This is a genomic window from Streptomyces sp. NPDC003327, from assembly GCF_053589515.1.
This window is the reverse complement of the sequence record NZ_JBSFSA010000005.1, coordinates 62,613-81,151: the sequence shown is the minus strand read 5'-3', so window position 1 is coordinate 81,151 and position 18,539 is coordinate 62,613. Positions and strand designations below refer to the sequence as shown.

19 protein-coding genes are annotated in these 18,539 nt (G+C 72.2%); 8 read left to right on the top strand and 11 right to left on the bottom strand.

Annotated elements, in window-relative coordinates; all coding sequences use genetic code 11:
• Positions 1-2: 2 nt before the first annotated feature.
• The gene (locus tag ACWDVG_RS06400) at positions 3-758 is read right to left on the bottom strand and encodes a decaprenylphospho-beta-D-erythro-pentofuranosid-2-ulose 2-reductase (RefSeq protein ID WP_451696749.1); all 756 of its coding nucleotides are present in this window, start codon (positions 756-758) and stop codon (positions 3-5) included.
• A 417-nt stretch (positions 759-1,175) separates the two neighbouring features.
• Here ACWDVG_RS06400 and ACWDVG_RS06395 point away from each other — a divergent pair, with 417 nt between their 5' ends.
• Positions 1,176-2,093 (top strand): YihY/virulence factor BrkB family protein, encoded by a 918-nt coding sequence (locus tag ACWDVG_RS06395; protein ID WP_451696747.1) that lies wholly within the window; start codon positions 1,176-1,178, stop codon positions 2,091-2,093.
• On the opposite strand, the gene ACWDVG_RS06390 is transcribed toward ACWDVG_RS06395, so the two are convergent.
• A complete protein-coding gene (locus ACWDVG_RS06390) occupies positions 2,008-3,312 on the bottom strand; it encodes a D-alanyl-D-alanine carboxypeptidase family protein (protein WP_451696746.1) in 1,305 nt (434 codons plus the stop codon). The two genes, ACWDVG_RS06395 and ACWDVG_RS06390, sit on opposite strands and share 86 nt — an antisense overlap.
• Positions 3,313-3,421: 109 nt before the next feature.
• Between ACWDVG_RS06390 and ACWDVG_RS06385 the strand changes: the two genes are divergently transcribed.
• The 3 genes from ACWDVG_RS06385 (at position 3,422) to ACWDVG_RS06375 (ending at position 6,862) form a co-directional block, all read left to right on the top strand.
• The gene (locus ACWDVG_RS06385; RefSeq protein ID WP_451696745.1) at positions 3,422-3,703 is read left to right on the top strand and encodes an SCO4848 family membrane protein; all 282 of its coding nucleotides are present in this window, start codon (positions 3,422-3,424) and stop codon (positions 3,701-3,703) included.
• A 36-nt stretch (positions 3,704-3,739) separates the two neighbouring features.
• Entirely contained in the window at positions 3,740-5,062 is a 1,323-nt protein-coding gene (locus ACWDVG_RS06380; RefSeq protein WP_451696743.1) for a metallophosphoesterase, read from the top strand.
• Positions 5,063-5,308: 246 nt separating this feature from the next.
• Positions 5,309-6,862 (top strand): ABC transporter substrate-binding protein, encoded by a 1,554-nt coding sequence (locus ACWDVG_RS06375; protein ID WP_451696742.1) that lies wholly within the window; start codon positions 5,309-5,311, stop codon positions 6,860-6,862.
• Here the strand turns inward: ACWDVG_RS06375 and ACWDVG_RS06370 are convergent.
• From ACWDVG_RS06370 to ACWDVG_RS06360, 3 genes are read right to left on the bottom strand one after another with little or no spacing between them, the layout of a single operon-like run.
• Positions 6,859-7,605, bottom strand: a complete 747-nt coding sequence (locus tag ACWDVG_RS06370; RefSeq protein WP_451696740.1) for a TetR family transcriptional regulator — start codon at positions 7,603-7,605, stop codon at positions 6,859-6,861. The two genes, ACWDVG_RS06375 and ACWDVG_RS06370, sit on opposite strands and share 4 nt — an antisense overlap.
• A gap of 10 nt (positions 7,606-7,615) precedes the next feature.
• The gene (locus ACWDVG_RS06365) at positions 7,616-8,044 is read right to left on the bottom strand and encodes a thiol-disulfide oxidoreductase DCC family protein (protein ID WP_451696739.1); all 429 of its coding nucleotides are present in this window, start codon (positions 8,042-8,044) and stop codon (positions 7,616-7,618) included.
• A 15-nt stretch (positions 8,045-8,059) separates the two neighbouring features.
• A complete protein-coding gene (locus tag ACWDVG_RS06360) occupies positions 8,060-8,494 on the bottom strand; it encodes a hypothetical protein (protein ID WP_451696737.1) in 435 nt (144 codons plus the stop codon).
• Positions 8,495-8,629: 135 nt separating this feature from the next.
• On the opposite strand from ACWDVG_RS06360, the gene ACWDVG_RS06355 reads away from it, so the two are divergent.
• From ACWDVG_RS06355 to ACWDVG_RS06345, 3 genes are all read left to right on the top strand, one after another.
• A complete protein-coding gene (locus ACWDVG_RS06355) occupies positions 8,630-9,472 on the top strand; it encodes an alpha/beta fold hydrolase (protein ID WP_451696735.1) in 843 nt (280 codons plus the stop codon).
• Between the two features lie 53 nt (positions 9,473-9,525).
• Positions 9,526-10,068 (top strand): MarR family winged helix-turn-helix transcriptional regulator, encoded by a 543-nt coding sequence (locus tag ACWDVG_RS06350; RefSeq protein ID WP_451696733.1) that lies wholly within the window; start codon positions 9,526-9,528, stop codon positions 10,066-10,068.
• Between the two features lie 74 nt (positions 10,069-10,142).
• On the top strand, positions 10,143-11,939 hold the full coding sequence (locus ACWDVG_RS06345) for a DUF4132 domain-containing protein (protein WP_451696731.1): 1,797 nt from the start codon (positions 10,143-10,145) through the stop codon (positions 11,937-11,939).
• Here ACWDVG_RS06345 and ACWDVG_RS06340 read toward each other — a convergent pair.
• The 6 genes from ACWDVG_RS06340 to ACWDVG_RS06315 all read right to left on the bottom strand — a co-directional run bounded on the left by ACWDVG_RS06340 (position 11,929) and on the right by ACWDVG_RS06315 (position 16,744).
• Positions 11,929-12,447: a hypothetical protein gene (locus ACWDVG_RS06340; RefSeq protein WP_451696729.1), complete on the bottom strand. Its 519-nt coding sequence runs from the start codon at positions 12,445-12,447 to the stop codon at positions 11,929-11,931. The two genes, ACWDVG_RS06345 and ACWDVG_RS06340, sit on opposite strands and share 11 nt — an antisense overlap.
• A gap of 83 nt (positions 12,448-12,530) precedes the next feature.
• Entirely contained in the window at positions 12,531-13,289 is a 759-nt protein-coding gene (locus tag ACWDVG_RS06335; protein WP_451696727.1) for a succinate dehydrogenase iron-sulfur subunit, read from the bottom strand.
• Positions 13,289-15,043 (bottom strand): succinate dehydrogenase flavoprotein subunit, encoded by a 1,755-nt coding sequence (sdhA, locus tag ACWDVG_RS06330; RefSeq protein ID WP_451696726.1) that lies wholly within the window; start codon positions 15,041-15,043, stop codon positions 13,289-13,291. Before sdhA ends, ACWDVG_RS06335 begins: the two co-directional genes overlap by 1 nt.
• A 22-nt stretch (positions 15,044-15,065) precedes the next feature.
• Positions 15,066-15,539 carry a succinate dehydrogenase hydrophobic membrane anchor subunit gene (locus ACWDVG_RS06325; protein WP_451696724.1) on the bottom strand — a complete coding sequence of 158 codons (474 nt, stop codon included), beginning with the start codon at positions 15,537-15,539 and terminating at the stop codon, positions 15,066-15,068.
• Between the two features lie 8 nt (positions 15,540-15,547).
• Positions 15,548-15,928: a succinate dehydrogenase, cytochrome b556 subunit gene (gene sdhC / locus ACWDVG_RS06320; protein WP_189948009.1), complete on the bottom strand. Its 381-nt coding sequence runs from the start codon at positions 15,926-15,928 to the stop codon at positions 15,548-15,550.
• Positions 15,929-16,120: 192 nt separating this feature from the next.
• Entirely contained in the window at positions 16,121-16,744 is a 624-nt protein-coding gene (locus ACWDVG_RS06315; RefSeq protein WP_451696723.1) for a 2-oxo-4-hydroxy-4-carboxy-5-ureidoimidazoline decarboxylase, read from the bottom strand.
• Positions 16,745-16,906: 162 nt separating this feature from the next.
• On the opposite strand from ACWDVG_RS06315, the gene ACWDVG_RS06310 reads away from it, so the two are divergent.
• Entirely contained in the window at positions 16,907-18,532 is a 1,626-nt protein-coding gene (locus ACWDVG_RS06310) for a beta-N-acetylhexosaminidase (protein ID WP_451696721.1), read from the top strand.
• Positions 18,533-18,539 lie beyond the last annotated feature (7 nt).

Genomic DNA, 18,539 nt, shown 5'->3' with positions numbered 1-18,539 from the left:
GGTCACACGGGCAGACGGCGGAAGAGCGGCCTCGGCACGTGCCGCAGCGCCGCCATCACCGGCCGTAGCGTCCCCGGCACCCACACGGTCTCCGAGCGGCGCCGCAGCCCGAGCTCCACGGCGGCCGCCACCGCCTCCGGCGTCGTCTCGTACGGCTCCGGCCGCCGCCCCCGCGCCGCGCCCGTGCGCACGGCCCCGGGCCGCACCACCATCACGTGCACCCCGGTCCCGTGCAGCGCGTCCCCGAGCCCCTGCGCGAAGGCGTCGAGCCCGGCCTTCGACGAGCCGTAGATGAAGTCGGCGCGGCGGGCCCGCTCGCCCGCCACCGACGACAGCACCACCAGCGAGCCGTGCCCCTGCGCCTGGAGCGCGCCCGCGCAGACCAGACCGGCCGAGACGGCCCCCGTGTAGTTGGTGCGCACCACGCGGACCGCCGCCATCGGGTCGACCTCGTCCCGGGCCTGGTCACCGGGGACGCCGAACGCCAGCAGCACCATGTCGACGTCGCCCTCCGCGAAGACCTTCCCGAGCCGCTCCTCGTGGGACTCGGGGTCGAGCGCGTCGAAGGGGACGGTGTGCACGCGCGCGCCGAGCGCCCGCAACGAGTCCGCGGCGGCGGCGAGGCCGGGGGAGGGGCGGCCGGCCAGCCAGACCGTCCGGGTGCGGCGGGCGATCAGACGGCGCGCGGTGGCGAGCCCGATCACCGAGGTGCCGCCGAGGATCAGCAGGGACTGCGGGGCACCGAAGGCGTCCTTCACGGCAAGCTCCTAAAGGGCGGGACGACGGGAGGGGTCCGAGCGGAACAGGGCGCCCGGGTCGAGGGCGGCGCGCAGGGCGCGGAGCGCGCGAGGGTGGGGGAGGTGCGGCCCCGGGCGGTGATCGGCACGCGGTCGTCGTCCAGGAGGAGGGTCTCGACAGCCATGAGGGTGACCGTAGCGCCGGGTCTGTCGCTTATGTCGGTATTCCGTGCCGTCGACACGGGATGTCGGTCACCACTCCCCGGTCCGCGCCGGGAGATTCTCGTACGAGGGCGTGCCGGAACGGGGGCACGCGACCGAATCCGGGGCACACGGTGGAGACCGGGGGCGGGGACGGACCCGGACCACGGCCCGGCAGAGACCGGCGGGCGTCGTCGGGCGTCGGACGGTCGTCAGGAACGAGGGGACGCGCACCACATGGACTGGCTGACGAAGCTGCCCGTCATCGGCCCCTGGGTCGTCCGCCTCATGCGGACGCACCTCTGGCGCTCGTACGAGACGCTCGACGAGGTCCACTGGACCCGGCTCGCCGCGGCGATCACCTTCCTCTCCTTCCTCGCCCTCTTCCCGCTGATCACCGTCACCGCGGCCGTCGGCGCCGCCCTGCTCAGCGACGCACAGCTCCGCCGGATCGAGGAGCAGATCGGCGACCAGGTGCCCGGCATCTCGGACCAGCTCGACATCGGCGCGCTCGTCGCCAACGCCGGCACCGTCGGGCTCGTCGCCGGAGCGCTCCTCCTCGCCACCGGCATCAGCTGGATCGGCTCGATGCGGGAGTGCCTGCGCGCCGTCTGGGGGCTCGACGACATCGAGGGCAACCCGATCCTGCTCAAGGGCAAGGACGCGCTCGTCCTCGTCGGTCTCGGCGGGGTCGCCCTCGCCTCGCTCGCCGCCTCCTGGCTCGGCTCCTCCGCCGTCGGCTGGAGCGCCGACCGGCTCGGCATCCCGGACGGCGGCGCGGGCGGGATCCTGCTCCAGACCGCCGCCGTCTGCGTCGCCGTCGTCGCCGACTTCCTGATCCTGCTGTACGTGCTGACGCTGCTGCCGGGCGTCGAGCCGCGCCGCCGCGACCTCGTCGTCGCCGCGCTCATCGGCGCCGTCGGCTTCGAGCTCCTGAAGCTGCTGCTCGGCGGCTACATGAAGGGGGTCGCGGCGAAGTCGATGTACGGGGCGTTCGGCGTGCCGGTCGCCCTGCTCCTGTGGATCAACCTCACCGCGAAGCTGCTGCTCCTCTGCGCCGCCTGGACCGCTACGGGTTCACGTCGGGATCCGGACCGTCGTCCGACGGCCGACGGCGACCGGGCCCCTGAACGGCCAGCGGCCAGCGCCGGTTGACGAGGAAGACCGCGGCGGCGAGCGCCATCAGCACCGCGCCCGCCACGGCGAGCGCGATGCCGACCCCGCCGGACCGCTCCTCGGCCGCGGCGACGGCCCCGCCACCGGTGCCCGCACCGTCACCGGCGGGCGGCACCGTCGCGTGGGCGTTGCCGGCCGCGGGGGCGTCGCCGTCGGCCCCGCCGCCCGTGCGGACGGACCGCGGCGGCACCAGCTCGCCCACCGGGGTGACCTTCCCGGCCGCCGCGAAGCCCCAGTCGAGCAGCCGGGCCGCCTCACGGTAGACCGCGTGCTGCTCCTTCGAGGACGGGTTCATCACGGTGACGAGGAGCACCTTGCCGTTGCGCTCGGCGACACCCGTGAAGGTCGCCCCGGCGTGCGTGGTGTTGCCGTTCTTGACCCCGGCGATGCCCTGGTACGGGGCGACGCCGAAGTCTCCGGTGAGCAGCCGGTTGGTGTTCTGGATCTCGAAGGTCCCGCGCTTCTTGCCGGGCTTCGCCTCGCCGGGGAAGGCGGCGCGCGGGGTGGCCGCGTACTCCCGGAAGTCCGGATTCTGCATGCCGCTGCGGGCGATGAGCGTGAGGTCGTAGGCGGAGGAGACCTGGCCCGGCGCGTCGTAACCGTCCGGGGTGACCACGCGGGTGTCGAGCGCCTGCAGTTCGAGCGCGCGGTCGTTCATGTCCTTCACGGTCTGCGGGATGCCGTTGTTCATCCGCGACAGGACGTGCACGGCGTCGTTCCCGGAGCGCAGGAAGACGCCGAGCCACAGGTCGCGGACGCTGTAGGTCTGCTTCTCCTTGAGGCCGACGAGACTGGAACCGGAGCCGATCCCGGCCAGGTCCTCGGCCCGCACCAGGTGGTTCTGCGTCTTGTTCGCGAACTTCGGCAGCAGGGCGTCCGCGAAGAGCATCTTGAGCGTGGAGGCGGGCGCCAGCGGCCAGTGCGCGTTGTGCGCGGCGAGGACCGCGCCGCTCTCCGCGTCCGCGACGATCCAGGACCGGGCGGACAGCTCCTTCGGGAGCACCGGGGCACCGGGGAGCAGCGTCACCTGGGTGCCGGGCCTGCCGAGCCGGTCACCGCCGACCTTCGACATCTGGGCGGGCGGCTTGGGCTGCTTGTCCTTGGGGTCCTTCCCGTCCGCGTGGGCGGGAACGGCGGCGACCAGCGGCAGCAACAGGGCAGCAGTGATCGCCCAGGCAGTCTTCTTCGATGCAGACACGGTCGAGAACGTACCGGTAGGGAACAAGGAACCGAACACCGCCGGGCGGTTCGTCCGCGCCCGTCCACCCGGACGCGGGGCGCGAGGGGCGGACGGTGATACTGGGTTCATGAAGCTCAGCCGCCGCGTCTCCTGGTTCCTGCTCGCGTTCGGGGTGTGGTCCTGGTTCATCTGGGTCACCTTCGTCAAGAACCTCTGGAACGACGGGAGCGGGCTCGCCTTCGACGACGCGGGCGACCCGACGGCCTACTTCTGGGTTCATCTGCTGCTCGCCGTCACGTCCTTTGTCTTGGGGACGGTGATCGGAGTGATCGGGTTGCGTGGGCTGCGTGCCGCGCACCGCGCCGACGACACCGGGGCCGGTGCCGCGGGCGAGAACTCCGCGCGATAGCGGCGGAGCGGGAGAGAAGAAGAGGGGGTTCGGGGCGTGGTCGTCTTCGTGCTGGTCCTGGTCGTGGTCCTCGCCTTGCTCGGCGGGGTCCACTGGTACGTCTGGCGCCGCCTCGTGCGCGACGTCACGGCGCCCGGCGGGGTCGCGCGCCGCCTGGGGACGGCGGCCGTCGTCGCGCTGCCGCTGCTCTCACTGGCCGCCCTGGTCTCCGCCCGGGCGGGCGCCCCCTTCTGGTTCCAGCAGACGGTCGCCTGGCCCGGCTTCCTCTGGCTCGCGCTGCTCCTGTACGTCGTCCTGGCCCTGGTGGTCGGCGAGGCGGTCCGGCCCGTCCTGCGCGCCTGGCCGGCCCGCAGGGACCGCGCCGCGGCCCAGCCCGCCGTCACCGCCGCCGAGACGGCGCCCCTCACCGTCGTCCCCTCGGCCCCGGCCCCGGCCCCTGCCCCCGCCCCGGCCACGGAGCCGCCCGCGGCCCCCTCGCCCCCCGAAGCCCCGTCCGAGGTCCCCGGGACCCCCTCCGCCCCCGACCGGGAGGTCTCCCGGCGGCTCTTCGTCTCGCGCGTCGTCGGCGGCGCCGCGGCCGCCGTCGCCGCGGGCACCGTCGCGTACGGCACGTACGGCGTGCTGCGCGGCCCCCGCGTGAAGCGGGTCACCGTCCCGCTCGCCAAGCTGCCGCGCGCCGCGCACGGTTACCGGATCGCCGTCGTCTCCGACATCCACCTGGGTCCGATCCTCGGCCGCGCCCACACGCAGCGGATCGTCGACGCGATCAACGCCACCCAGCCCGACCTGATCGCGGTCGTCGGCGACCTCGTCGACGGGACGGTCGAGAACCTCGGCCCCGCCGCCGAGCCGCTCGCCCGCCTCCGCGCCCGGCACGGCTCCTTCTTCGTCACCGGCAACCACGAGTACTTCTCCGGCGCCGACGCCTGGGTCGACCACGTCCGCGAACTCGGCCTGCGCCCGCTGCGCAACGAGCGCCTGGAGATCGCCGCGGGCTTCGACCTCGCCGGGGTCGACGACGTGGCCGGCGAGAGCGAGGGCCGGGGCCCGGACTTCGGCCGCGCCCTCGGCGACCGCGACCGGGCGCGCGCCGCCGTCCTCCTCGCGCACCAGCCGATCGTCGTCCACGACGCCGTACGCCACGGGGTCGACCTCCAGCTCTCCGGCCACACCCACGGCGGACAGCTGTGGCCCGGCAACTTCCTGGCCGAGCTGGCCAATCCGACCGTGGCGGGCCTGGAGCGCTACGGCGACACCCAGCTGTACGTGTCGCGGGGCGCGGGCGCGTGGGGACCGCCGGTCCGGGTCGGGGCACCGTCCGACATCACCGTCGTCGAACTCGCCTCGAAGCAGGCCTGACCCGCGGGGCGCAGGAGCAGAGGGGCGGCCGACGGGTCGAACAAACGGGCCGGAACGGGATCAGTCACTCCCCGCGCCCCCGTCGATACGGGCTGCTCATCGGCTTAAATTCGCTTTTCCCGGACATCTGTCCGTCGTGTGAAGCTTTTCCCTTCCCCTCGTGAAGGCCGTGTGATTGGGTGACGCCATCGCGACGATTCCGGGGGCCGTCGTGCCTGGGGTGGTTCGAAAAAAGGAAGCACGGCAATGCGGTCGACGGTCCGTCTGCGGATCCTCATCACTTGTGGAGTACTCGTCGTCGCCGGAGTCGGGGGCTGGCAACTCCTCCCGTCCGACGAGGCCCGGACCGATCCGATCGGCGTCGGCACGACCGACGAGGTCACGTCCCTCGACCCGGCGGGTGCCTACGACGCCGGCTCCTGGGCGATGTACAGCAACGTCTTCCAGTCGCTGCTCACCTTCAAGCCCGGCCTGCCGACGCCCGTCCCGGACGCCGCCGAGAGCTGCAAGTTCGTCGGCGCGAAGCTCACCACGTACCAGTGCGTGCTCCGTGACGACCTCACCTTCTCCAGCGGCCGCAAGGTGACGGCGGAGGACGTCCGGTACTCCTTCGAGCGGATGCTGCGCATCAAGGCGGACGTCGGTCCGTGGCCGCTCTTCCCGACCCTGAGGAACGTCGTCGCCGACGGCCGTACGGTCACGTTCAACCTGAGCGGGCGGGACGCCACCTTCCCGCTGAAGCTGGCGACCGGCGCCGGGTCGATCGTCGACCGCGAGCGGTACCCGGCCGACGCGCTGCGCAAGGACAACGGGGTCGACGGCTCCGGCCCGTACCTCCTCAAGGAGTACAAGCGGGGGTCGTCCGCCCTCCTGGAGGCCAACCCCGCGTACCGCGGCGCCCTCACGAAGACCGGCTCCACGGTCCGGGTGCACTACTACAAGCAGTCCCAGCAGCTCGCCGACGCGTGGAAGTCGAGGCAGGTCCAGGTGACCCACCGGCAGCTGCCGCCGGAGTTCCTCTCCACCCTGGAGACCAAGGACGGCACGCGGCTCACCGAGGCGGAGAGCGCCGAGATCCGCAACATCAACTTCAACGTACGGCCCGGCAGGCCGATGGCCACGAAGGCCGTACGGCAGGCCGTCGCCGCCGTCATCGACCGCCCGGCCATCACCACCGACGCCTACCAGGGCACGGTCGAGCCGCTCTACTCGCTCATCCCGCAGGGCTTCCTCGGCCACAGCACCGCGTTCTTCGACGCCGACCCGGCGCCGGACGCCGCGAAGGCGAGGCGGCTGCTGCGCGACGCCGGCGTCGACACGCCGGTGAGCTTCACCTTCGGCTACCGCGAGGGCGACACGTACGCCGCGGAGACCGCCGAGATCAAGCGGCAGCTGGAGGAGACGGGCCTGTTCAGGGTGAAGCTCGTCCAGGCCGACTGGCAGACCTTCCAGAAGGCGTACGCCCGCGGTGCCTACGACATGTACACCGTCGGGTGGCTGCCCGACTTCCCCGACTCCGACAGCTTCACCGCGCCGCTCGTCGGCACCGGGAACACCCTGCACAACGGCTTCTCGAACAAGCGGATCGACGCGCTGATCGCCTCGACGCAGCAGTTCGGCGACCGCTCGCGGGCCACCGCCGACTTCAAGGAGATCCAGCGGGTCGTCGCGGCCGAGGTCCCGCTGGTCCCGCTCTGGCAGAAGAAGGACTACGTCCTCTCCACGGAGGCGGTCGGCGGCTCCCAGCTCCTCTCCGACGGCACCGGCATCTGGCGCCTCTGGGAACTCAACTGGATCTAGGCCGTCTCTTTCGGATCTTGCCGGGCGCGCGGCTTGCCCGAGGCGGCCATGCCGGCCGCCGTCGGCATGAAGTCCGCGAGCAGCTCGTGCGTCTCCTTCACCAGCGGCCGCAGGATGCGGAAGCGGGAGAGCGAGATCGCCCGGGCGGTCACCGGCGCGAGCCGTTCCACGAGCCGCCGGCTGTTGGCCGCGCCCTCCGACCGGTCGTACACCCAGAAGAGCACCAGGCCCATCTGCTGGAGCCAGAGCAACTGCGGCAGCGCCTCGGCGAGTTCCGGGTCGACCTTCACCGAGGCGCCGGAGATGACCCGTCGGTGGACGTCGATCGCCGCCTCGCGCGGTCCCTCCGACTCGGGTGAGAACGGGCTCAGCGGGCTGTCGGGGTCGGCGGCGTTCTTGAAGAACTGGGCGGCGAACTCGTGGTACGGCTCCGCGATGTCCAGCCAGCCGAGGTAGACGCCGCGGATCCGTGCCGTGAGGTCCTTCTCGCCGCCCGTCAGGATGGGCTCGACGGCCGCCTGGTGCTCCTCGGCGATCCGGTCGTAGAAGCCCTGGACGAGGTGCTCCTTGGAGGAGAAGTAGTAGTAGGCGTTGCCGACGGAGACCCCGGCCTCCTGGGCGATGGCCCGCATCGTCGTCTTGTCGTAACCGCGCTCCTTGAACAGCCGGAGCGCGGTTTCGAGGATGAGCGTGCGGGTCTGCTCGCTCTTGGGGGCCTTCTTCTCTTCCTTCTCTTCCTTCACGGGACCGAGCCTAGTCGGGCGGTCCGGGTGCTTCGCAGCGCCCGTCCCCGCACTCCGGGCCCTTGAGGGCCTCGCGCCACCGTGCGGCGGCCAGGACCGTCATCCGGGCGAAGGGCTGTCCGGCGGGGGTGGCCAGCCAGTGGGCCTTCGGCCGGTGCTCGGCCAGGGCCCAGAGGCAGACGATCCAGGCGGCGGTCTCCCGGTAGACCTGGCCCCGGTCCCCGACCACCGTGATCTCCCGCAGGGTGGCGGCGTGGTCGAGGTCCGGGAAGAGGCGCCGGGCCTGCTGCGAACCGGCCGGCACGAGGTCGAGCGGGACGAGCTGCCGCTGGCGCAGCAGCCAGTGCCGCAGGTGCACGCAGAGCGGGCAGTCGGCGTCGTACAGGACGGTCAGCCGTCCCACCGGGGTGCCCGTCCGGGCGACGGGGGTGGCCGTCATGGCGGGCCCCCGCTCTCAGGCCTGCGGGGCGGGCGGGGCCCAGGGGCCGCCCTTGGGGGTGGTGGTCCAGCCCTGCGGGCCGACGGGCGGGACCTGTTCGCGCTCCATGACGCCCCGGCGGCGGATCTTGTTGAGGACGTAGACGTTGCCGAGGTGCATGACGCCGAGGACGAGCAGGACGACGCCGAGCTTGACGGAGAGGGCCTCGAAGAGGGCCCGGGCGTCGACGACCGCTTCGTCCTGGCTCAGGTAGAGGGCGACGAAGCCGAAGTTGACGAGGTAGAAGCCGACCACGAGGAGGTGGTTGACGGCGTCCGCGAGCTTCTCGTTCCCGTGCAGCACGTCGGAGAGGAAGATCCTTCCGTTGCGGCTGAGGGTGCGCGCGACCCAGATGGTGAGGGCCACGCCGATCAGCAGGTAGACGATGTACGCGACGACAGTGAGGTCCATGCCCCACGCTCCCTTGAACGCGTTCAAATGCTGGCGGTGATGACTGTAGACCTCCTCTTGAACGTGTTCAAGTCCGAGAGTCGTGCCACCGGAAAGGGATGGCGGCCCTCCCTGTGGATGCCTAGGGTCGGGCGGGTGACGCTTCTTCATGACCTGGCCGGATCGGGCCCTTCGACCGTCGTCCTGCTGCACTCCGGGGTCTGCGACCGCCGGATGTGGGACGGACAGTTCCACGCCCTGGCCGACGCCGGGCACCGCGTCGTCCGCTGCGACCTGCGCGGCTTCGGCGACACCCCCGTCGACGCCCCGCACACCCACGCCGACGACGTCCGCGGCCTCCTCGACCACCTCGGCGCCGACCGCGCCGCGCTCGTGGGTTCCTCCTTCGGCGGCGAGGTGGCCCTGGAGTTCGCCGCCCGCCACCCGCAGCGCGTCTCCGCGCTCGCGCTGCTCTGCTCCGGCGCCCCCGGTCACCAACCCGGGCCGGAACTGCGGGCCTGGGGCGCGCGCGAGGAGGCCCTCCTCGACGCCGGCGACCTCGACGCCGCCGTCGAGCTCAACGTCAGCACCTGGCTCGGCCCCGACGCCGGACCCGAGGCGCGCGCCCGCGTCCGGACCATGCAGCGGCGCGCCTTCGACGTCCAGCTCGCCGTACCGGAGGAGTACGGCCCCCTCGACGCGGGCGTCACGGCCGAGGACCTCGTGCGGATCACGGCCCCGGCACTCGTCGTCTCCGGAGCCCACGACGTCCCCGACTTCCGCGCCCTCGCCGAGGACCTCGCCCGCCTCCTGCCCGGCGCCCGGCACCTCCGCCTGGACTGGGCCGGTCACCTCCCCGCCCTGGAGCGTCCCGAGGAGACCGCGCGCCTCCTCACCGCCTTCCTCGCGGAGGCCGCGGACGCCGGCTCCGCGGACGCCGGCTCCGCGGCCCCGGCGCGCGCCTCCGGGCTCAGGTCCCCCGGCGTGTCCGCGCGGTGATCGCCGGGTCGGTGATCCGGGGGAAGGCGCCCCCGCCGACGTACGATCGCTCCATGGCGCACCCCGAGGAACCGCGAGGACCCCGCGAACCGCGCGACTGGACCGACGAGCACGTCGCCCGCTGGCAGCCCGTCCTGCCCGGCCTCGACCCCGTCGTCGAGGGCGCCGTCACCCGCATGAAGAAGCTCTCCGTCCACTTCCGCCGGGTCCGCGAGCAGTCCCTCGTCGACTTCGACCTCGAACGCCACGAGTTCGACACCCTCCACAAACTCGCCGGCCGCGGCGGCAGCGCAGCACCCTCCGAACTGGCCCAGGACCTCGACCTCGCCCCCGCCTCGGTCACCGGCCGCCTCGACGCCCTGGAGAAGCGCGGCCTCGTCCGCCGCACGCCCTCCACCACCGACCGCCGCCGCGTCGTCGTCGAACTCACCGACGCCGGCCACCGCACCTGGCTCGGCGCCATGGACGTCCTCGGCGACGAGGAGTCCCGCCTCCTCGGCGTCCTCACCCCCGAGGAGCGCACCGTCCTCAACGACCTGCTCCGCCGCGTCATGATCGAGGCCGAGGTCGGGACCACCCGCCACTGGGACGTCTGAGGCCCCCTGGACCTCCGCCCCTCCCCGGGCCCTCCCACCGGCCGTTGTCGTACCCCGCCCCTACGCTGCACGGCATGGGACACGTCACCTCCGTCGACGAGACGGCCCCGGGAGCGCGCGACGCCTGCGCACGCCAGGCGCGCATGACCGAACTCGGCGCCGAGTACGCGTACTACGACACCCGCGAACTGGTCCGGCTCGCCCGCGAGGAACTCGACGGCGGCGGGACCCTCCCCGGCACCTTCGTCGCCCTGATGCGCCGCAGCGCCCGCACCGCCTACCTCACCGACAAGGCCCTCGTCAGGCTCCTGGACCGCGTCACCGACCCCGTCCTCAGCCCCGGCGAGGCATGGGCCGACCGGGCCATGGGGGAGGCGCCCGCAGGCCTCCTCGCCCACCTCGTCACCGCCACCTCCGCCCGCCCCACCACCGCCTGGGACGCCGGCGCCCTCGCGCTCTGCGGCGGGAGGCCGGAGGACGTCCGGGACGCGGCCGTCCGCTGGCTCGGACTCGTCGGCGCGCCCCGCACCCACCCGCTGCACCTGCACGCGGGCGAGCACGACCACAACCGCACGTACGACGTCCACAACGCCGACGCCCTCAAGGGGCTCGCCTGGCTGCTCTCCCTCCTCCCGCCCGACCCCGCCGCCGTCCGGGCCCTGGGCGCCCTGGTGGAGACCTCCCTGCGCAAGGTCCCCGGGATCGGCCCGCACAGCCCGAAGGTGGCCAACGCGGCCGTCCTCGCCCTCGCCCGCACCGACCACGAGGCCGCCCTCGGCGAACTCGCCCGGCTCTCCGCCAAGGTCACCCACAAGGGCACCCTGAAGCAGCTCCTCGCCGCCCTCGACGCGCGGGCCGCCGCGCGCGGCCTCGGCCGCGAGGAGATCGAGGAACTCGCCGTCCCCGCCCACGGCCTCACCTCGGTCGGCCGCCGCGACCTCCGCCTCGGCGACGCCCACGGCCTCCTGGAGGTCCACGGCACCAAGGTCCGGATCGTCTGGACCAACGCCGAGGGACGGCAGGTCGCCACCGCTCCCGCGGAGGTCCGCCGCGACCACGCCGAGGCCCTCAAGGAGATCAAGGCCTCCGCCAAGGACATCGAGAAGGCGCTCAGTGCCCAGAGCGACCGCCTCGACCGCCAGTTCCTCGGCCGCCGCACCTGGACGTACGCCACCTGGCGCACCCGGCTCCACGACCACCCGCTCGTCGGCACGCTCGCCCGCCGGCTGATCTGGCTGGTCGAGTCGGAGACCCCGATGCTCGACGGCCGCACCCTCGACGGCGACCCGGTGTGCGTCCGGCCCGACGCGCGCATCACCCTCTGGCACCCCCTCGGCCGCCCCGAGGAGGAGGTCGCCGCCTGGCGCGAGCGCCTCGACGAGCTGGGCGTCACCCAGCCGTTCAAGCAGGCCCACCGCGAGACGTACCCGCTCACCGACGCCGAGCGCGCCACCGCCGACCACTCGCACCGCTTCGCCGGGCACGTCCTGCGCCAGCACCAGCTCAACACGCTCGCCGCCCGGCGCGGCTGGACGGCGAAACTGCGGCTCTGCGTCGACGACTCCTACCCGCCGCTCCACCGCGAGCTGCCCGCGTGGGGGCTGCGCGCCGAGTTCTGGGTCGAGGGCGCGGGCGGCGACGGGGACGGCGACCTGACCTCCTCGTACGCCTACACCCGCGTCACCACCGACCAGGTCCGCTTCCACCCGATGGACGCCGAGCACAATAAGGCGCACGCGAGCGGCGGCGGCTACACCACCCGGTCCGAGCCGGTACCGCTGGAGCGGGTGCCGGAGCTGGTGCTCTCCGAAGTCCTGCGGGACGTCGACCTGTTCGTCGGCGTCGCCGGGACGCCGACGCTCAGAAGCTGAGCGTCCGGGCGTACCCGATCTGGCTCATCACCCAGTGGATGGTGTCCGGCCGGGTCGCCGGGATCATCGTCGAGTGGTGCCTGCCCCCGCTGTTCACCGTGACCTGCACGAAGCCCGTCGTCGACTGCTCCTTCATCAGCAGGAACAGCAGGCCGAGACCGCAGGCCGCGACGAAGAGGCAGGCCAGCACGATCCCGGCCGTCGAGATCTTCTCCTCGGTACGGGAGAGGTCGACCGCGTTCCACACCGCGCCCTTCAGCGGCATCGGCCCGGCCGGCGTGAGGATCTGGTCGCCGACGACGCTGATGTCGCCGATCGCGAACGCGGGCGCCCCGCCCGTCGCCGCGTACTGCGGAGGCACGACCACCCCGCCGGGCAGCGTCGGCTGGTACCCGGCGCCCGGGGAGGCGGCCTGCGGGACGTCCTGCGGATAGCCGTAGCCGGGAGTGCCGGGGCCCCACTCGTAGTTCCCGGAGTCGCCCGCCTTGTAAGGGTTCGGCTCGCTCATCAGTCCCCGTCCTCCACACACGAAAAAGCCCGCCTCTGCACGTCGCAGCGTACAGAAGCGGGCTTTCGGCAGCCGAGAAGGCGTCAGAAACGACGCGTGATCAGCGCGCGCTTCACTTCCTGGATCGCCTTCGTGATCTCGATGCCACGCGGGCAGGCGTCCGTGCAGTTGAACGTCGTGCGGCAGCGCCACACGCCGTCCTTGTCGTTCAGGATCTCCAGGCGCTGCTCGCCCGCCTCGTCACGCGAGTCGAAGATGAAGCGGTGCGCGTTGACGATCGCGGCCGGACCGAAGTACTGGCCGTCGTTCCAGAAGACCGGGCAGGACGACGTGCACGCGGCGCACAGGATGCACTTGGTGGTGTCGTCGAAGCGCTCGCGGTCCTCGGCGGACTGCCGGCGCTCGCGCGTCGGCTCGTTGCCCTTGGTGACCAGGAACGGCATGACGTCCCGGTACGCCTGGAAGAACGGCTCCATGTCGACCACGAGGTCCTTCAGCACCGTGAGGCCCTTGATGGGCTCGACGGTGATCGGCTTCTCGGGGTTGATGTCCTTGATCAGCGTCTTGCAGGCGAGCCTGTTCTTGCCGTTGATCCGCATCGCGTCCGAGCCGCAGATGCCGTGCGCGCACGACCGGCGGAAGGTCAGCGTGCCGTCGACGTCCCACTTGATCTTGTGGAGACCGTCGAGCACGCGCTCCTTCGGGTCGATCTCGATCGGGAAGTCCTCCCAGACCGCCGCGTCCGAGATCTCGGGGTTGAAGCGGCGGATCCGGAAGGTGACCGTGATGTACGGGGACGCCGCGGAGTCCTTCTCCACCTTGTCCAGAACGGGGGTAGCCATCAGTACTTACGCTCCATCGGCTGGTAGCGGGTCTGGACGACCGGCTTGTAGTCGAGACGCACGGTCTCGGAGCCGTCCTCGCCGACCTCGCGGTACGCCATCGTGTGGCGCATGAAGTTGACGTCGTCGCGGTTGGGGTAGTCCTCGCGGTAGTGACCGCCGCGGGACTCCTTGCGCGCCAGGGCCGACACGGCCATGACCTCGGCCAGTTCGAGCAGGTTGCCCAGCTCGATGGCCTCCAGGAGGTCGGTGTTGAAGCGCTTGCCCTTGTCCTGGATGGACACGTTCTTGTAGCGCTCGCGCAGCTCGGCGATCTTCTCGACGGCCGTCTTGATGGTCTGCTCCGTACGGAACACCATCACGTTGGCGTCCATCGTCTCCTGGAGCTCACGGCGCAGGTCGGCGACCCGCTCGTTGCCCGTGGAGTTGCGGAGCCGCTCGATCTGCTCGACCACCAGGGACTCGGGGTTCTCCGGCAGCTCGACGAAGTCGGCCTTGGCGGAGTACTCGGCCGCGGCGATGCCGGACCGGCGCCCGAAGACGTTGATGTCGAGGAGCGAGTTGGTGCCGAGGCGGTTGGCGCCGTGCACCGACACGCACGCGACCTCGCCGGCCGCGTACAGACCCGGGACGACGGTGGTGTTGTCCGCGAGGACCTCACCCTCGACGTTGGTCGGGATGCCGCCCATGGCGTAGTGCGCGGTGGGCTGGATCGGGATCGGGTCCGTGTACGGCTCGATGCCGAGGTACGTACGGGCGAACTCGGTGATGTCCGGGAGCTTGGCGTCGAGCTGCTCCGGCGGGAGGTGCGTCAGGTCCAGGTAGACGTGGTCGCCCTCGGGACCGCAGCCGCGGCCCTCGCGGATCTCCGTGTAGATGGAGCGGGAGACGACGTCACGGGACGCGAGGTCCTTCATGACCGGCGCGTACTTCTCCATGAAGCGCTCGCCGTCCTTGTTGCGGAGGATGCCGCCCTCACCGCGGGCGCCCTCCGTCAGCAGGATGCCCATGCGCCAGATGCCCGTCGGGTGGAACTGGAAGAACTCCATGTCCTCCAGGGGCAGGCCGCGGCGGTAGCAGGCGGCCTGGCCGTCACCGGTCAGGGTGTGGGCGTTCGACGTCACCTTGAAGAACTTGCCGGTGCCGCCGGAGGCGTAGATGACCGCCTTCGCCTGGAAGATGTGGATCTCGCCGGTGGCCAGCTCGTACGCGACCACACCGGCGGAGTGCTTGACCCCGTCGACCTCGGTGATCAGCTGGTCCAGGACGTAGAACTCGTTGAAGAACTCCACGCCCTCCTTGACGCAGTTCTGGTACAGCGTCTGGAGGATCATGTGGCCGGTGCGGTCCGCGGCGTAGCAGGACCGGCGGACCGGGGCCTCGCCGTGGTTGCGGGAGTGGCCGCCGAAGCGGCGCTGGTCGATGGTGCCGTCCGGGGTCCGGTTGAACGGCAGGCCCATCTTCTCCAGGTCGAGGACGGCGTCGATGGCCTCCTTCGCCAGGATCTCGGCGGCGTCCTGGTCGACCAGGTAGTCACCGCCCTTGACCGTGTCGAAGGTGTGCCACTCCCAGTTGTCCTCCTCCACGTTGGCGAGCGCGGCGGCCATGCCGCCCTGCGCGGCGCCCGTGTGGGAGCGGGTGGGGTAGAGCTTGGTCAGGACGGCGGTGCGGCTGCGCTTCGTCGCCTCGATGGCGGCGCGCATGCCGGCGCCACCGGCGCCGACGATGACGGTGTCGTACTTGTGGATCTTCATGGCGGTTACCTCAGCCCCGTGCCTAGCGGATGTTCGGGTCGAAGGTGAAGATCACCAGCGTGCCCAGAAGGATGGTGAACACCGTGGCGGTGTACAGCAGGCCCTTGAGCCACAGGCGCGTGTTGGCGCGCTCCGCGTAGTCGTTGATGACCGTGCGGAGGCCGTTGGCGCCGTGGAGCATGGCCAGCCACAGCATCAGCAGGTCCCAGACCTGCCAGAACGGGGACGCCCAGCGGCCGGCCACGAAGGCGAAGCCGATCTTGGAGACGCCGCCGTCCAGGAAGAGCTGGATCAGCAGGTGGCCGAGGACCAGGACGACGAGGACCACGCCCGAGAGGCGCATGAAGAGCCACGCGGCCATCTCGAAGTTGCCGCGGGTCGCCCGCGGGGTCCTGCCGGTGCGCTTGCGGGGGGCCTCGATGTACGGGGCGGGGTTGTCCACGTCGTAGTGGGCGCTGCCCTCGACGGGACCGATCGCGGAGGTGTCAGTCGACATGTCTGGCGTCAGCTCCCGAACAGTTCACGTGCGGCGTGGCCGAGGACGGGGTAGATCGAGCCCGCCATCAGCACGACCCAGATGCCCACGACGGTCCAGAGCATCTGCTTCTGGTAGCGCGGGCCCTTGGACCAGAAGTCCACGGCGATGACCCTGAGGCCGTTCAGCGCGTGGAAGAGGATGGCAGCGACGAGGCCGTATTCGAGGAGAGCGACGATCGGCGTCTTGTAGGTCGCGACGACCTCGTCGTACGCCTCGGGTGAGACGCGGACGAGAGCGGTGTCCAGCACGTGTACGAACAGGAAGAAGAAGATGAGGACGCCGGTGACTCGGTGAGCCACCCAGGACCACATTCCTTCCCGGCCGCGGTACAGCGTTCCAGCCGGCACGGAAAAACCCTCCGGGAGCGGGGATCGGGGCCGGCCGGCTTCTCTGTCGGTCAGGCCCGGCCGGGTACGGTCCACCGGCCCCGGTCATCGTAGCGACGACTCGTCGGTTCGCTCGCGCGGGGTCCATAGGTGTGATCAAACAGGCACGGACGGGCTACATCTCGGCGTGGAATCGCCGCCTTCCGGGCGAAATCACGCCCCGGGCGGGTGCGGGGTGAGCGTCGGGGCGCCCTGGGCGAGCCGGAAGGCCAGCCGGGCGCGGGCCAGCCGGCGCAGTTCGTCGGCGGCGATCGCCCGCTCCTCCTCCGGTTCGTTGCCGAGACGTGACCGGATTCCGGCCAGGACCTGGTCGAGCCGCTCCCCGGGCCGCACCCCGTCGAGGCTGATCACGAAGGCGTGCCCGAAGCCGCTCTCGTACGCGGCGTGGGCCGCCCGCAGCGCGGTCAGGGCCGCCGGCGGGGCGTCGGGGTGCGGCAGGACGGACGACTCGGCGGCCAGCGCCTCGTCGAGGTCGGCGCCGGCCAGGTCGTACCCGGCCTCGTCGGCGGCGGCGAGCAGGGCGTCGACCGTCGGGTAGGGCCGGTGGGCCACCACCCGTTCGGCCCAGCGGCGGCTGTGGCAGCAGGAGAGCAGCAGCTCGCGGACCTCGGCGGGGGAGGCCGTGTTGACGTGCGCCAGGCCGAGGTGGAGGCCCGTCGGCTTCTGGGCGGGTATCGCAGGCGTGTCCGTGGGGCCCGGGGTCCGGCAGGGGGCGTGGGTGTCGCTGGTCAGCGTGGGCTCCGGGACGGCGGGACGGATGGGGTGGGCGTGACGCAACGTTATCGACGGGACGAGGGAAGTGTCCGACGGATGCGCGAATGTCACCCGGAAGGGAGAGTTTCGGAACCCGTGATGGACGAACGCGATCCGGCCGCCCGCGGTTCCGTCCAGGATCCCCCGATTGGCCGGACCGCGGTCCGTGCGGAAGGATTCGGTGTGATGCGGTACTCCATACGAGGGCCCCGGCGGGGCCCCGCGCTCCTGGCGGCCGCGGTGGCGCTGGCCACCGTGACCGCCTGCTCCGGCGGCTCCCCGACCGGATCGGCCCCGGGGTCCCCCTCCGCCGTCCCCGGCACCTCGTCGGCCGCCGCCCCGACGAGCGCGGCGCCGCCCCCGAGCCCCACGCCGACCCGGACCTACCCGCTCTCCACCGAGCCGCGCACCATCCCCTCCGTGCGCGACCACGAGCCGGCCCGCGGTCCCGGCTGGAAGCCCGCCGCCCCCGCCGGAGTCGTCGTCGCCGCGAACAGCGCGGGCCTCGCCGACGAGGGCAGGCTCCTCGCCGAAGAGCTCGGCATCCCCTACCGGGGCGCCGTCGCCGCCGGGCCCGGGGACGTCGAGCTCGCCCTCGGCGGCACGGGCGGCGCCCCCGAGTCGTACACGCTCGTCGTCCGCGACAACCGCGTGCGCATCAGCGGGCCCGACGAGGCCGGGGTCTTCTACGGCACCCGCACCCTCAAGCAGTCCGTCAGGTCCACCGGCGCCGTGCCCGAGGGGACCGTCACCGACCGCCCGGCCAAGCCGCAGCGCGGGCTGATGGTCGACATCGCCCGCAAGCACTTCACCGCCGCCTGGATCGAGGACCGCATCCGCGAGATGGGCGACCTGAAGCTCAACCAGCTCGGGCTGCACTTCTCCGACGACCAGGGCTTCCGCATCGCGTCCGACAGCCACCCCGAGGTCGTCTCCGTCCAGCACCTCACCAAGGCCGAGGTCCGCCGGATCCTCGCCCTGGCCGCCAGTCGCCACATCACCGTCATCCCGGAGATCGACTCGCCGGGACACCTCGGCGCCGTCATCGCCGCCCACCCGGACCTCCAGCTCCGCAGCGCGAGCGGCCGCGCCCCGCGCGGCGCCGTCGACATCGCCGACCCGGACGCCGCACGGATCGTCGACGACCTGCTGCGCGAGTACACCGCCCTCTTCCCCGGTGCGTACTGGCACCTCGGCGCCGACGAGTACGTGGCGCTCATGTCCAAGAACCCCGAGGCGAGCTACCCGGACCTCGCCCGCGCCGCGCGGGAGCGGTACGGCCCCTCCGCCCGGGTCCAGGACCTCGCCACGGGCTGGCTCAACGACCGCGCCGCCGTCGTCCGCCCCACCGGCAAGACCCTCAAGGCGTGGAACGACGGCTTCTTCCCCGGCGGGGTCGTCAGCGCGGCGAAGGACATCGAGGTCGAGTACTGGACGGGCAAGGAGATCGGCGCCCGGCCGCCGCTGCCGTACCTCCAGGCCGGCCGCAAGCTGGTCAACCTCAACGACGAGTACCTCTACTACGTCCTCGGCCAGCCCAACGACTTCACGTACCCCACCGGCCGCCGCATCTACGAGCAGTGGACCCCGCGCGTCGTCCGCGGCACCGCCGCCGTGCCCGCGCGCTACGACTCCCAGATCCTCGGCGCCCGCTTCGCCGTCTGGTGCGACCTCGCGGGCGCCCAGACGCAGGCCCAGGTCGCCGACGGCATCCGGCTGCCGCTGACGGCCCTCGCCCAGAAGGTCTGGGACCCGGCCGCCCCGTCCCTGACCTGGAACGCCTTCAAGGACCTCGCGGCCCGGGTGCGCTGAGAAGCCC